The sequence below is a fragment of the Ancylobacter moscoviensis genome (genome assembly GCF_007559435.1).
GTDB lineage: Bacteria > Pseudomonadota > Alphaproteobacteria > Rhizobiales > Xanthobacteraceae > Ancylobacter > Ancylobacter moscoviensis.
Genome location: NZ_VMBP01000004.1, coordinates 449,420 through 463,204 on the forward strand (window position 1 = coordinate 449,420; position 13,785 = coordinate 463,204).

The 13,785-nt window shown below is 69.0% G+C and carries 14 protein-coding genes; 11 read left to right on the forward strand and 3 right to left on the reverse strand.

The window, feature by feature from the left end; translation table 11 throughout:
* Positions 1-146: 146 nt before the first annotated feature.
* Positions 147-1,625: an MDR family MFS transporter gene (locus FO470_RS14615; protein WP_144343685.1), complete on the reverse strand. Its 1,479-nt coding sequence runs from the start codon at positions 1,623-1,625 to the stop codon at positions 147-149.
* A gap of 255 nt (positions 1,626-1,880) precedes the next feature.
* Here FO470_RS14615 and rnr point away from each other — a divergent pair, with 255 nt between their 5' ends.
* The 5 genes from rnr (at position 1,881) to rpmG (ending at position 6,977) form a co-directional block, all read left to right on the forward strand.
* Complete coding sequence (rnr, locus tag FO470_RS14620; protein WP_246659593.1) at positions 1,881-4,121, forward strand: ribonuclease R; 2,241 nt, start codon at positions 1,881-1,883, stop codon at positions 4,119-4,121.
* Positions 4,122-4,168: 47 nt separating this feature from the next.
* Positions 4,169-4,612 carry a DUF983 domain-containing protein gene (locus tag FO470_RS14625; RefSeq protein WP_144343687.1) on the forward strand — a complete coding sequence of 148 codons (444 nt, stop codon included), beginning with the start codon at positions 4,169-4,171 and terminating at the stop codon, positions 4,610-4,612.
* 26 nt (positions 4,613-4,638) lie between these two features.
* Complete coding sequence (locus FO470_RS14630; protein ID WP_246659594.1) at positions 4,639-5,391, forward strand: NUDIX hydrolase; 753 nt, start codon at positions 4,639-4,641, stop codon at positions 5,389-5,391.
* A gap of 128 nt (positions 5,392-5,519) precedes the next feature.
* Complete coding sequence (locus FO470_RS14635; RefSeq protein ID WP_144343688.1) at positions 5,520-6,677, forward strand: MFS transporter; 1,158 nt, start codon at positions 5,520-5,522, stop codon at positions 6,675-6,677.
* A 132-nt stretch (positions 6,678-6,809) separates the two neighbouring features.
* Positions 6,810-6,977, forward strand: coding sequence for a 50S ribosomal protein L33 (gene rpmG, locus FO470_RS14640; RefSeq protein WP_144343689.1), 168 nt, complete (start codon positions 6,810-6,812; stop codon positions 6,975-6,977).
* A 343-nt stretch (positions 6,978-7,320) separates the two neighbouring features.
* On the opposite strand, the gene FO470_RS14645 is transcribed toward rpmG, so the two are convergent.
* Positions 7,321-7,692 (reverse strand): response regulator, encoded by a 372-nt coding sequence (locus tag FO470_RS14645; RefSeq protein WP_144343690.1) that lies wholly within the window; start codon positions 7,690-7,692, stop codon positions 7,321-7,323.
* 108 nt (positions 7,693-7,800) lie between these two features.
* Between FO470_RS14645 and FO470_RS14650 the strand changes: the two genes are divergently transcribed.
* Complete coding sequence (locus FO470_RS14650; RefSeq protein WP_144343691.1) at positions 7,801-8,103, forward strand: DUF3572 domain-containing protein; 303 nt, start codon at positions 7,801-7,803, stop codon at positions 8,101-8,103.
* A gap of 24 nt (positions 8,104-8,127) precedes the next feature.
* Positions 8,128-9,537, forward strand: a complete 1,410-nt coding sequence (locus FO470_RS14655) for a DNA polymerase IV (protein ID WP_418655057.1) — start codon at positions 8,128-8,130, stop codon at positions 9,535-9,537.
* Here the strand turns inward: FO470_RS14655 and FO470_RS14660 are convergent.
* A complete protein-coding gene (locus tag FO470_RS14660) occupies positions 9,494-10,312 on the reverse strand; it encodes a cell envelope integrity EipB family protein (protein WP_144343692.1) in 819 nt (272 codons plus the stop codon). The two genes, FO470_RS14655 and FO470_RS14660, sit on opposite strands and share 44 nt — an antisense overlap.
* A gap of 149 nt (positions 10,313-10,461) precedes the next feature.
* Here FO470_RS14660 and FO470_RS14665 point away from each other — a divergent pair, with 149 nt between their 5' ends.
* The 4 genes from FO470_RS14665 to FO470_RS14680 all read left to right on the forward strand — a co-directional run bounded on the left by FO470_RS14665 (position 10,462) and on the right by FO470_RS14680 (position 13,642).
* Positions 10,462-10,923 carry a RidA family protein gene (locus FO470_RS14665; protein ID WP_144343693.1) on the forward strand — a complete coding sequence of 154 codons (462 nt, stop codon included), beginning with the start codon at positions 10,462-10,464 and terminating at the stop codon, positions 10,921-10,923.
* A gap of 8 nt (positions 10,924-10,931) precedes the next feature.
* Complete coding sequence (locus FO470_RS14670; RefSeq protein ID WP_186291970.1) at positions 10,932-11,690, forward strand: glycerophosphodiester phosphodiesterase family protein; 759 nt, start codon at positions 10,932-10,934, stop codon at positions 11,688-11,690.
* A gap of 181 nt (positions 11,691-11,871) precedes the next feature.
* A complete protein-coding gene (locus FO470_RS14675) occupies positions 11,872-13,170 on the forward strand; it encodes a GNAT family N-acetyltransferase (protein ID WP_144343695.1) in 1,299 nt (432 codons plus the stop codon).
* A gap of 49 nt (positions 13,171-13,219) precedes the next feature.
* Entirely contained in the window at positions 13,220-13,642 is a 423-nt protein-coding gene (locus FO470_RS14680) for an HIT family protein (RefSeq protein WP_144343696.1), read from the forward strand.
* Positions 13,643-13,785: the final 143 nt, after the last annotated feature.

Consider the following 13,785-nt stretch of genomic DNA (forward strand, 5'->3'; position numbering starts at 1 on the left):
CCTCTCATCGCATTTATCGTCATCCCGGACGGTCCGCAGGACCGATCCGGGAGCGTTTTCGGATCAAGGATGGGGAGCGATCCCGGCCCTGCGGCTTCGCCTTCGGCCGGGATGACGGTCTCTCATTGGCGCCCGCCGAATAGCCCCTATTCCGGCAGGGGCGCCGGCGCGTGGCCGGAGCGCAGCGGTCGCTCCTCCATCGCGATCATCGCGACCAGCGACACCGCCAGCGACGCCGCCGCCGCGACGAACACCCAGCGGAACGCGTCCGCCAGCGGCGCCACCTGCGCGCGTCCTTCCAGCAGCCGTTCGAGCAGCGCGCTGGCTTCGATGCCGGACATGCCGATGACGATGGCGCCGAAGCCGGCGGTGAGCACCGCGCCGCCGAGCGAGCGGAACAGGTTCACCACGCCGGTCGCCGTGCCCATCTGCGGCAGCGGCACGGCGTTCTGGATCGCCACGGTGGAAACCGGCAGCACGGTGCCGAGCCCGACCCCCGTCACGCCCATCGCGAGGCCGACCACGATCACCGGCAGGCCCAGCGGCCAGAGCGCCAGCACACTGAGCGCCGCCATGCTGGCGACGAGGCCGACAAGCGGCAGCCGCTTGTAGTGTGTCACGCTGCCCATCACCTTGCCCGCGCCCGTCGCACCCACCACCACGCCAGCCATCAGGGGAATGAGCGCCACGCCGGATTCGGAGGCGGTCAGCCCCATCACCCCTTCGAGATAAAGCGGCATCTGGATCGACAGGCCGACCAGCGTTCCCATGGCGAAGGCCGCCGCCGGCACGCCGGTGCGCACCACCTGGTTCGCCAGGATCGAGACCGGCATGAGCGGCTCGCTCGCCGTCGCGACCCTGAGCCCGAAGCCGGCCCACAGCAGGACGGAAAGCGCCAGCAGGCCGAGAATGGGCAGCGACAGCCAGCGGAAATGCGTGCCGCCCCAGCTCAGCGCCAGCAGCAGCGCGACGGTGGCTGCGCACATCAGAGCCGCACCGAGAATGTCCAGCCGGTGCGGATGATGATGCGCCGGCAGGCGGCGCAGCGCCCGGTAGCTCATCGCCGCCGCGATAAGGCCGAGCGGCACGTTGATCCAGAAGATCAGCGACCAGTGCAGATGCTCGGCGAAAAAGCCGCCGAGGATCGGCCCGGCGATGCTCGACGTGATGAACACGATGGCGAAATAGCCCTGGTAGCGCCCGCGCTCGCGCGGCGCGATCAGCAGGCCGATGATGGTCTGCGCCAGCGCGATCAGCCCGCCGCCGCCCACCCCCTGCACCGCTCGCCCGATGATCAGCCAGTTCATGCCCGGCGCCAGCGCGCAGAGCACCGAGCCGACGAGAAACAGAGCGATGGCGCCCATCAGCACCGGCCGCGGCCCGTGAATATCCGCCAGCTTGCCGACCAGCGGCGTCACCGCCGTGCCGGTGAGCAGATACGCCGTCACCACCCAGGACAGGCCCTCGAGGTCGCCGAACTGCGCGCCGATGGTGGGAAGCGCGGTGGCGATGATCGTCTGGTCCAGCGCGCTGAGGAACATCGCGACCATGACGCCGGTGACGATGACGCGAATCTCGGCATGGGCAAGCGGGGCGTGAGCCGCCTCCGGCGAACGGGCATCCATAAGGCAGTTTCCATCATCGGCGTTGTGACCCGCCGGAAGGCCGGCAAATTCGGCGCATCCGCTGTGAATTGCAAGCGATGGGCGCCGCCTCACGCATGGTCATGTTGCCTGTCCGGTCGACGCCGCGCCCCGATCCCGGTAGCGTCGGTGCGGCCATCCCAGAAACGGTGAATCGTGCGCAAACCAACAAAACCGAAGTCCCGGCGGCCCGTCCGTCCCGCGTTGCCGAAGGGCCTGCCCACTCGCGATGAATTGATGGCGTTCATCGCCTCCCATGGCGGCGATGTGGGCAAGCGGGAGATTTCGCGCGCCTTCGGGCTCGACGGCAGCGACCGCATCGCGCTGAAATCCATGCTGCGCGAATTGACCGACGAGGGCCTCATCGGCAGCAAGCGCAGGAAGCTGCACGTCCCCGGCGCCCTGCCCGCCGTCGTCATGGCCGAGGTGACCGAGCGCGACGAGGATGGCGAGCTGATCGCCACGCCCATCGACTGGGACGAGGAGGAGCATGGTGAGGCCCCGCGCATCCTGGTGCGCCTCGCCCGCCGGGGCCGCGTCGCCGGCCCGGCTCCGACCATCGGCGACCGCGTGCTGCTGAAGACCGAGGAGATACCGGAGGCCGACGGCCACGTCCGCCACAATGGCCGCGTGCTGAAGCTGATCGAGAAGGCCCGCGCCCTCACGCTCGGCATCTTCCGCCGCGATGCGCAGGGCGGCGGGCGGCTGGTGCCCATCGACAAGCGCAATATGGGCCGCGAATTCGCCATCCCGCCGGACTTCGCCGGGGAGGCGCAGGAGGGCGATCTTGTCTCGGTGGAAATCGTCCGCCACCACGCCTATGGCCTGCCCACCGCCAAGGTGAAGGAGCGGCTCGGCTCGATCTCGACCGAGAAGGCGATCAGCCTCATCGCCATCCACGCCCACGGCATCCCCAGCGTCTTCCGCCGCGAGGCACTGGCCGAGGCCGAGGAGGCGAAGGCCGCCACCCTCGCCGGCCGCGAGGACTGGCGCGACCTGCCGCTCGTCACCATCGACCCGCCCGACGCCAAGGACCATGACGACGCGGTGCACGCGACGCCGGACCTCGACCCGGACAATGAGGGCGGCTTCATCCTCACCGTCGCCATCGCCGATGTCGCGGCCTATGTCCGGCCGGGCAGCGGGCTCGACCGCGAGGCGCTGGCGCGCGGCAACTCGGTCTATTTCCCCGACCGCGTGGTGCCGATGCTGCCCGAGCGCATCTCCAACGACCTGTGCTCGCTGCGCCCGCTGGAGGACCGCCCGGCGCTGGCGGTGCGCATGGTGGTCAGCGCCAACGGCCGCAAGAAGCGGCATTCCTTCCACCGCATCATGATGCGCTCGGCGGCGAAGCTCGCCTATGCGCAGGCGCAGGCCGCCATCGACGGGCGGCCGGACGGGACGACCGACCCGCTGCTGGAGGGCGTGCTGCGCCCGCTCTGGGCCGCCTATGGCGCGGTGAAGAAGGCGCGCGACGCCCGCGCCCCGCTCGAACTCGACCTGCCCGAGCGCAAGATCCTGCTGAAGCCCGACGGCACGGTCGACAAGGTGATCGTCCCCGAGCGGCTCGACGCCCACAAGCTGATCGAGGAGTTCATGATCCTCGCCAATGTCGCGGCGGCCGAGACGCTGGAAGAGAAGCGCGTGCCGCTGGTCTACCGCGTGCACGACCAGCCCTCGCTGGAGAAGATGTCGGGCCTGCGCGAATTCCTGCAAACGCTCGACATCAAGCTGCCGAAGACCGAGACGGTGCGCCCGGCGCAGTTCAACGACATCCTCGCCCGCGTCGACGGTTCCGAGCTGGCGCCGCTGGTCAATCAGGTGATCCTGCGCAGCCAGGCGCAGGCCGAGTACGCGCAGGAGAATTACGGCCATTTCGGCCTGCACCTGCGCCGCTACGCCCATTTCACCTCGCCGATCCGCCGCTACGCCGACCTCATCGTGCATCGCGGGCTCATCCGGGCGCTCGATTTCGGCCGCGACGGCCTGCCCGAGAACGTGACGCCCGAGCAGCTCTCGGAGATCGCCGCCCGCATCTCGGCCAGCGAGCGCCGCGCCATGGCGGCGGAGCGCGAGACCATCGACCGGCTGATCGCCCACCACATGGCCGAGCAGATCGGCGCCACCTTCAAGGCCCGCATCTCCGGCGTCACCAAGGCCGGGCTGTTCGTCGCCCTCGACGACACCGGCGCGGATGGCTTCATCCCCGCCGTCACCCTCGGCATGGACTATTATCGCTACGACGAGGCCCGCCACGCGCTGATCGGCGACCAGACCGGCGAGATGCACCGGCTCGGCGACCGCGTCGAAGTGAAGCTCGTGGAAGCCGCTCCGGTGGCTGGCGCGCTGCGATTCGAGCTTATATCTGAGGGGCAGTATGTGGCGGGCGACAAGCGTCGCTTCCGCGGCGGGAGTCGCGGCCGCTACCGGCGGCCCGACGAGCGGCCGCGTCCCGGCCCGCGCGGCAAGCGCCGCTAGGCCGCAAACGTCGAGAAGGCGCCACGGGCGTCAGGAGGCGCTAACCGATGGAAACCCAGCCCGCGCGGCCGATCGGCCCGGCCATCAGCAACGGCTTCCGCATGCGCTGCCCCGCCTGCGGCAAGGGCGCGCTGTTCTCCTCCTATCTCAAGGTGAACGAGCACTGCCCCTCCTGCGGCGAGGAGCTCTGGCATCACCGTGCCGACGACGCCCCCCCCTACATGGTCATCACCATCGTCGGCCATATCGTCGTGCCGCTGCTGCTCACGGTGGAGATGGCGATGCATCCGGCGCTGTGGATCCACCTGTCCATCTGGTTGCCGCTGACGCTCATCCTCTCCATCGTCCTGCTGCCGCCGGTGAAAGGCGCGCTCATCGGCTTCCAATGGGCCATGCGGATGCACGGCTTCGATCCGACCGACCCGGAACGCGATCCCCTGCCCCCGAGCCGGCGCGAGGAGTCGGCGCCGGTCGGCCGTCCCGTGGGCTGATGGCCTGACCCGCATGGCTGACCTGCATGGCTGACCTGATGGACACCGCCGACGTTACCGGCCGCTTCGCGCTCCAGGGGCGCGACACGGCCCATCCGCTCATCCGTCCCGTGGACGCCGCGTCGCTGATCCTCGTCGACCGTTCGACGCGCGCGCCGCGCCTGCTGTTCGGCCGGCGCAACCCCTCGCTGCGCTTCATGCCCGGCAAGTTCGTCTTCCCCGGCGGGCGCGTTGACGCGGGCGACCGCCACGTGCCGGTCTACGGCATGCTGGACGCGGAGAGCGAGCGGCGCCTGTCCGCCCGTGTTTCCCGCCCGAGCGCCGCCCGCGCACGGGCGCTGGCGCTGGCCGCCATCCGCGAGACCTTCGAGGAAGCCGGCCTCATCATCGGCACGCGCGAGGCCGGAGCGCCGGAACGCCTGCCCGCCGGATGGGACGGCTTCGTCGACGCCGGCGTGTTCCCGAACCTCGAAGCCCTCACCTTCGTCGCCCGCGCCATCACCCCGCCGCGCCTCGCCCGCCGCTTCGACACCCGCTTCTTCATGGCCGATGCCGGCGACGTCGCCCATCGCATCGAGGGCGTGGTCGGACCGGAGGCGGAGATCGTGGAGACCGCCTGGCTCACCATTGCCGAGGCGCGCAAGGCCGAGCTGCCGGAAATCACCCTCGCCATCGTCGACGAGGTCGAGGCCCGGCTGAAGGGCGGAAACCGGCCCTGGCAGCCGGTGCCGTTCTATTTCACCCGGCGCGGGCGGGTCTATCGCGAAGCCTTGAGCTGAAAGGCGCGGACGGGGATCCACAAATCCCCGGCATGCCGGCATTTCCAAAAGTCATTCGACTTTCGCCATCCATGGTCTAGAGCCAGGGACCCGGGGCCGTCGGCCCCGCAGTGCTTCCGGTGTCTGCCATGCATGCCCCCGCCCCTCATCGCGGCGTGAACATCGCCTCCATCGCCGCCGCGATCGCCGCGATCTCCGTCGTCGGGCTCGGTCTCAACCTGTCCATCCCGCTGCTCGCCTTCGAGATGGACGCGCGCGGCATCTCCTCGACCTGGATCGGCATCAACACGGCGGTAGGCGGCGTCGCGACCATCGCGCTCGCGCCCTTCCTGCCGGACCTCGTGCGCCGCGTCGGAGCCGCGCCGCTGCTTCTGGCCGCCATCGCCAGCGCCGCGCTGAGCCTTCTCGCCTTCAAGGTCACGCCGTCCTTCCTGCTGTGGTTTCCGCTGCGCTTCATCTTCGGCGCGTCGCTCTGCGTGCTGTTCGTCGTCAGCGAATTCTGGATCAACGCCGCCGCCCCGAGCCACCGGCGCGGCCTCGTCATCGGCATTTACGGCACGGTGCTGTCGATGGGCTTCGCCGGCGGCCCGGCGATCCTCAGCCTCGTCGGCACGCAGGGCTGGGCGCCCTATCTGATCGGCGCCGTCTTCTTCGTTCTGGCGTCGATCCCCGTGATGATCGGCGCGTCGGGTGCCCCGGCCATCGAGAAGGAAAGCTCGCGCGGCGTCTTCAGCCTGATGCGCATCGCGCCCGCCGCCACCATGGCCGCCTTCATCTTCGGCGCCGTGGAGACCGGGCTCATCGGCTTCCTGCCGCTCTATGGCCTACGCCGGGGCCTCGACGACGGCCAGGCGGCGCTGCTGCTGACCGTCGCCGAGCTTGGCAACGTCGCCCTGCAGCTTCCCATCGGACTGCTCAGCGATCGCGTCGACCGCCGCCGGCTGCTGCTCGCCTGCGGCACGGTCGGCGTCGTCGGCGCCTTCCTGATTCCCTATCTGCCGATCGACGGCTGGTCGATGTGGGTGGTCGCCTTCGTCACCACCGGCATCGTCGCCGGCCTCTATACGGTCGGCCTGGCCCTGCTGGGGGCACGATTCGACGGCGCCGCGCTGGCGACCGCCAACGCCGCCTTCGTCATGCTCTACTCCGTCGGCCTCATCATCGGCCCGACGGCGGTGGGCAGCGGCATGCAGGTTTTCGACCCACACGGCTTCGCCTGGACCATCGGCGCCTTCCTGGTGCTGTATGTGCTGGTGGTCGCGGGTCAGATATGGCGCGATCGCTGAACGGCTTTCCTTGACATTCGCGCGCCGATCACGGATACGGACGCGCAACGAGCGGCAGCGATGCTGCGCGAACATGATTTCTTCGGCGTGGCGCCACCACGTTCGAATGCCACGCTCCAGGAGACTCCGGTCATGGCCAAGGCAACGACCATCAAGATCAAGCTCGTGTCGAGCGCCGACACCGGCTTCTACTATGTGACCAAGAAGAACTCGCGCACCATGACCGACAAGCTGGTCGTCAAGAAGTACGACCCGGTCGCGAAGAAGCATGTCGAGTTCCGCGAAGGCAAGATCAAGTGATCTGAGCCCGACCCGGGCCGAGGCCCGGAACGGATGCCGAGATGCGAGAGGCGCCGCGAGGCGCCTTTTTCATTTGGTGCGGTGAAATCGGGAAAAGGCGGTCGGCCGGGCCGGGCGGGCAGCGGCCCCGCGGACGGGAATCGGCGGGCGATGAGCGGAGAGGCCATCCACACCCAGCGCCCGCCGACCAGACCCTACGGACCCAGGAGATGCGGCGGACCCGAGCACTCCGCAGGGAAAGCGGATGGCACCAAGCTATTCCAGCCCTTGGGGAACGCAACGGGTTTATGCGCTCGCGCACAGCGATTCGGCGAAGGCGTTGCCTTCCTGCCGCGCCCGCTCGTCAGCCGACGGGAACGAACTGGCGCACGGTTTCGAGGAACTTGCCGACCGAGATCGGCTTGGAGAGATAGGCCTCGCAGCCCCCCTCGCGAATGCGCTCCTCGTCGCCCTTCATGGCGAAGGCGGTGACGGCGATGACCGGAATCGACTTGAGCTCCGGATCCGCCTTCAGCGCGCGCGTCACGTCGAGACCGGAGACCTCCGGCAGCTGGATGTCCATCAGGATCAGGTCCGGCCTGTGGCGGCGCGCGAGTTCCATCGCCTCGACACCGCTGCGGGTGCCGACCGTGCTATAGCCATGGGCTTCGAGCAGATCGTTGAAGAGCTTCATGTTGAGCTCGTTGTCCTCAACGATCAGAACGGTCTTGGGCATCGCTCGATGGATCCTCGATCGTCGGCGGCGGGAACCGTGGGCTGGATTCGCTCACGCATCGCCTGCCAATCGGTTAGCTTTAAACATGCATTCCTTACGGAACCGGAAATGAAAAGCCGTCCTTCCCGCCCCCTCTCCCAGCAGCAAGCCGCCCGCGAGGTCAGCCTCGGCGCACTGGGCTACCTCGCCGGCGATCCCGAACGGATCGGCCCCTTCCTCGCGGAAAGCGGACTCTCGCCCGCCGACCTGCGCGGCGTCGCCGGCTCGACCGCCTTTCATGTGGCGTTGCTGGACTATCTGATCAACCGTCAGGACCTGCTGATCGCCTATGCCGGGGAAGCCGGCATCGATCCCGGCCATGTCGTGGCGGCGCGGGAAATCCTGTTCCACGCGGATATGGGCGAGGACTGAGCGGGAAACGACGGGGAACGCGCCATGGCGCCGGGGATGGCACCGATACCGGCCTTCTGCCGCGACTGCCTGAGCGACGCGAGCGGCGCCCCGCGCTGCCGCCATTGCGGCAGCCCGCGCGTCGTCCGCCATCCCGAGCTCGACACGCTCCACATCGCCCATATCGACTGCGACGCCTTCTACGCCGCCGTCGAGAAGCGCGACGATCCCGCGCTGCGCGACGTGCCGGTGATCATTGGCGGCGGCAAGCGCGGCGTGGTGTCGACTGCCTGCTACCTCGCCCGCATCAAGGGCGTGCGCTCGGCCATGCCGATGTTCAAGGCGCTCGCCCTCTGCCCCGAGGCGGTGGTGGTGAAGCCGAACATGGCGAAATACGTCACGGTCGGCCGGCAGATCCGCGAGCGGATGCTGGAGCTGACGCCGCTGGTCGAGCCGCTCTCCATCGACGAGGCCTTCCTCGACCTCGCCGGCACCGAGCGGCTGCACGGCGCGAGCCCCGCGCGGGCACTGGCCCGGCTGGCTCGCAGCATCGAGGCCGAGATCGGCGTCACCATCTCCGTCGGGCTGGCGCCCAACAAGTTCCTCGCCAAGATCGCCTCCGATCTCGACAAGCCCCGCGGCTTCGCCGTCATCGGCCGGGCGGAGGCGAGGGATTTCCTCGCCCCGCGCGGCGTCGGCACCATCTGGGGCGTCGGCGCGGCGACGCAGGAGCGGCTCGCCCGCGAGGGCTTCCGCCTGATCGCCGACCTGCAGGCCACCGACGAGACCGATCTCGCCCGCCGCTTCGGCAATGAAGGCCTGCGCCTCGCGCGCCTCGCGCGCGGCATCGACGACCGCCCCGTCAATCCCGAGCGCGAGACCAAGAGCGTCTCGACCGAGACCACCTTCGACACCGACATCAGCGATTTCCGCGCGCTGGAGCAGGAGCTTTACCGGCTGACCCGCAAGCTCTCCGACCGGCTGAAGGCCGCCGACCTCGCCGGCCGCACGGTGACGCTGAAGCTGAAGACGGCGGATTTCCGCCTGATCACGCGCGCCCGCTCGCTGGAGGATCCGACCCGCCTCGCCCATCGCATCTTCGATCACGCCCGCGAATTGCTGGCGCGCGAGACGGACGGCCGCCGCTTCCGGCTCATCGGCGTCGGCGTGTCGGAGCTCGCCGATCCCGCCCTCGCCGATCCGGCCGACCTCGTCGACACGCAGGGCACCAAGCGCGGCCTCGCCGAGCTCGCCACCGACACGCTGCGCGCCCGCTTCGGCAAGGAGATCATCGAGCGCGGCATCGCCCTCGACGCGCCGCGCCGCCGGGGAGCGGACCAGCCCCATCACAACCAGCCGGACGAGCCGCCCGCGCCCGAGGTGCCGGGGAATGCGTCTACTTCGAGTACGCCTACTTCGCGCACTCCTCCTTCGGCAGCGCCTCATAGGAAATGAGCGTGCCGCGCAGCGCGAACTCGCCATAGTCCAGCTTCAGGTTCCGGCTGACGCCGTTGTCGAAGATGTCGAAGCTGATGATGTAGTCCGGCGTTTCCTTGGCGGCCCCGCGCTCGTAATAGCTCACCGTCACCGGATAGCGCGTGCGCCCGGCGAGGTCGCCGCTGGTGGCCGCGTTCTCCAGCCCCTTGGGGTCGCTCATGCCGCGCCCGATGACGGACAGCGTGTCGTAGACCTTCTTCGCGTCCGGCGAGCCGTCGAACACCGATGCCTCGAGGATCGGCTCGCCCTGCTCCGCGCTGTTGATCAGGCGCAGCACGTGCTGGGTCGGCAGCATCACGTTCTTGCCGAGCTGGATCGTGTCCGCCTCCGGCTTGGTGGCCTTCACCACCAGCCTGCCGTCCTTCCGCTCGGCCACGCCGTCCGCTTCCTCCGGCGTCTCGCCGTTCAGCGTGTTGGTGACGCGGAAGCGGTAGGAATTGCCGTCGCCGTCCTCCCATGTCGCGGTCGAGACGGCGCTGTTCACCTGCCCACCCTCGGTGGCGAGATCGGTGCTCTGGCGCAGCTGCACGGAATAGCCGGCGCACGGGTTGCCGCGCAACTCGTAGACGATCTGCCCGTCCGCGCCGTTCACGCGGTTCGCCGGTTTCGAACCGTCGAGCGAGATCGCGTAGTTGGCGCGGTGCGGCGTGAGCTGGATGGCCGCGGCCGGCAGGGCGGTGCCGCCGACAAGCGCGATCGTGGCGGCGGCGAGAACGGAACGAGCGAAAGGCATAGGCAAACGGCTCCTCGAAGGCTCCACACGCGGCTTGCGAACGGCGGACCGATCCGCCAAACATCACCCATCGAAAATGGCAATTGCGGGTCGGCTCCCCGCCGACGCACGCCAAATATGCATGCTCAGCACGATAGCAGGAGATATCCATGTCCGGAACGGTTGAGGCCAAGCTCGCGGCCCTCGGCATCACCATCCCCGCCGCGGCGGCGCCGGTGGCGAATTACGTGCCCTACGTCGTCAGCGGCAACCAGCTGTGGATTTCCGGGCAGATCTCCGCCGCCGACGGCAAGTTCCTCGCCGGCAAGCTCCAGACCGAGGCCGACATCGAGGCCGGCCGCGCGGCGGCGCGCCAGAGCGCCATCAACCTGATCGCCCAGATCAAGGCGGCGCTCGGCGATCTCGACCGCGTGAAGCGGATCGTGAAGCTCGTCGGCTTCGTCAATTCGGCGCCGGATTTCATCGATCAGCCGAAGGTCATCAACGGCGCCTCCGATCTCTTCGCCGAAGCGTTCGGCGATGCCGGCCGCCATGCCCGCTCGGCCGTCGGCGTCTCGGCCCTGCCCTTCAATGTCAGCGTCGAGATCGACGCCGTCATCGAGTTCGCCTGAGGTCCATGATGTCCCCCTCGTCTGCCGCCCCGACCTGGCTGACGGCGCGCCCGGTCGCGCACCGCGCGCTGCACGATGCGGCGCGCGGCGTGATCGAGAACACGCCCTCCGCCGTCGATGCGGCGCTGGCGCGCGGCTACGCCATCGAGGTGGACATCCAGCTCTCGGCCGATGGCGAGGCGCTCGTCTTCCACGACGACACGCTGGAGCGGCTGACGACCGCTTCCGGCCCCGCCGGAGCCCTCACCGCCGCGCAGCTCAAGGCCACCCCGCTGCGCGGCACCGCCGACCGCATGATGACGCTGGCCGAGCTGCTGGCGCGCGTCGGCGGCCGCGTGCCGCTGGTCATCGAGCTGAAGAGCCTCTTCGACGGCGACACGGCGGTCGCCGCCCGCGCCGTCGAGGTGCTCGCCTCCTATGACGGCCCGGCGGCCCTGATGTCCTTCGATCCCGATCTCGTGGCCGCCGTGCGCCGGATCGCCCCGCATATCCCGCGCGGCATCACCATGGAACACCGCTACGACGACCCGGAATGGGACATGCTGAGCCCCGCGACCAAGTTCGCCTGGGGCAACCTCTTGCATTTTCCCCGCACGAGGCCGGACTTCATCGCCCATTACGTGAAGGAACTGCCGGCGACCGCCGTCTCGCTGGCCCGCCGCGCCACCGGCCTGCCGGTGCTGACTTGGACCGTGCGCACCCCGGAAGACCGCGCCGTCGCGGCCCGCCACGCCGACCAGATGATCTTCGAGGGCTTCCTGCCCTGACCGGCGCGGGACCGGCGCCTCGCGCCGGCCCCATCCTTCCGGCTTCTCCGTCGCGCGCTCCCACCCTTCGCCGCGATAGCCGCCCCACATCGGCTTTCCCGATCTCGTGAACGCTCTTTCGCTCGCGGCGCGAGGGGCGCACATTCGGGCATCCTCCTTTGCCCGCCGAGCCTGATCCCGCATGTCCGACGATACGTTCAGCCTCCGCGTCGAAAGCGACATCACCGCGCTTCCGGCCGCCGCCTGGGACGCCTGTGCCGCGCCCTCAACTTCCACAATCAGATTAGAATCCACATCTAACACATTGAAATACCGCGTTGATGAAACGCTTGATGATGTTCAGGTGGTATCTGAAAATGATTCCGTTCAACCTGAATCTCGCCCCTTCAACCCCTTCGTGAGCCACGCCTTTCTCTCGGCGCTGGAGGAGTCCGGCTCCGCGTCCCCGTCCGCCGGCTGGCTGCCGCAGCATCTCGTGCTGGAAGACCCCAGCGGCGCCGTCATCGGCGTCTGCCCCGCCTATCTGAAATCCCATTCGCAGGGCGAGTACGTCTTCGATCATGGCTGGGCGGAGGCCTTCGAGCGGGCTGGCGGGCGCTACTATCCAAAGCTCCAGGTCAGCGTCCCCTTCACCCCGGCCACCGGCCCCCGCCTGCTGGTGGCGCCCGGTGCCGATGAGGAGACCGTGCGCGCCGCGCTTGCCGGCGGGCTGGTGACGCTCGCGCGCATGCGCAAGGTCTCCTCGGTCCACGCCACCTTTCTCACAGAGCCCGACGCGCAGGCCCTCGCGGATGAAGGCTTCCTCCCGCGCACCGACCAGCAGTTCCACTGGCACAATCGCGGCTACGGCGACTTCGAGGAATTCCTCGGCGATCTCGCCTCCCGCAAGCGCAAGCAGATCCGGCGCGAGCGGCGCGAGGCGGTCGAGAACGGCATCACCATCCACCCGCTCACCGGCACCGACATCACCGAGGAGGCCTGGGACGCCTTCTTCGATTTCTACATGGAGACCGGCTCGCGCAAATGGGGCCGCCCGTACCTCAACCGCCAGTTCTACTCGCTGATCGGCGAGCGCATGGCGGATCGCGTGCTGCTGGTGATGGCGAAGCGCGCCGGCCGCTGGATCGCCGGGGCGATCAACTTCATCGGCTCCGACACGCTCTATGGCCGTCACTGGGGCGCCGTCGAGCATCACCCCTTCCTGCATTTCGAGGTCTGCTACCATCAGGCCATCGACTTCGCGATCACCCGCGGCCTCGCCACCGTCGAAGCCGGCGCGCAGGGCGAGCACAAGCTGGCGCGCGGCTACATGCCGGTCACCACCCGCTCCGCCCACTACATCGCCGATCCGCAGTTCCGCGCCGCGGTCGCGAATTATCTCGAACGCGAGCGCCGTTATGTCGCCGAGGCGGGCGAGGAACTGAGCGAGCTCGGCCCCTTCCGCCATACGCTCCGCGCGGAGGCGGCTGACGAGCCTTGACCGCCCGCCCGCGGCTTGCGACAGGTCGGGCCGACAGGGGAGGATTTCGATGACCTACGATCCCGGCAACATCTTCGCGAAGATCCTGCGCGGCGAACTGCCCGCCTATCGCGTCTATGAGGACGAGCGCGTGCTCGCCTTCCTCGACATCATGCCCCGCGCGCCGGGCCACACGCTGGTCATCCCGAAGGCGCCGTCCCGCAACCTGCTGGACGTCGCGCCGGACGATCTGGCGGCCGTCGCCGCCATCGCCCAGAAGATCGCCCGCGCCCAGATGAGCGCCTTCGGCGCCGAGGGCATCACCGTCACCCAGCATAACGAGCATGCCGGCGGGCAGGAGGTGTTCCACCTCCACGTCCACGTCATCCCCCGCCACACCGGCATCGAACTGAAGCCGCCGCTGTCCTACAAGGAGACGCCGGAGGTCCTCGCCGAGCAGGCCGCCCGGCTCTCATCCGTGCTGGAAGGCTGACGGGCGGGCGCATTTTCGAGCGAAGTGGGCACCGGTTCGCGTGAAGAAAATGCGCGGCTCAACGAGCTAGGTCACGAACTCATAAAGCGGTAGCGGGTTTAGGCGTTGCGTGATTCAAGGCTCTGGGAGGAGCCTGATGAGCG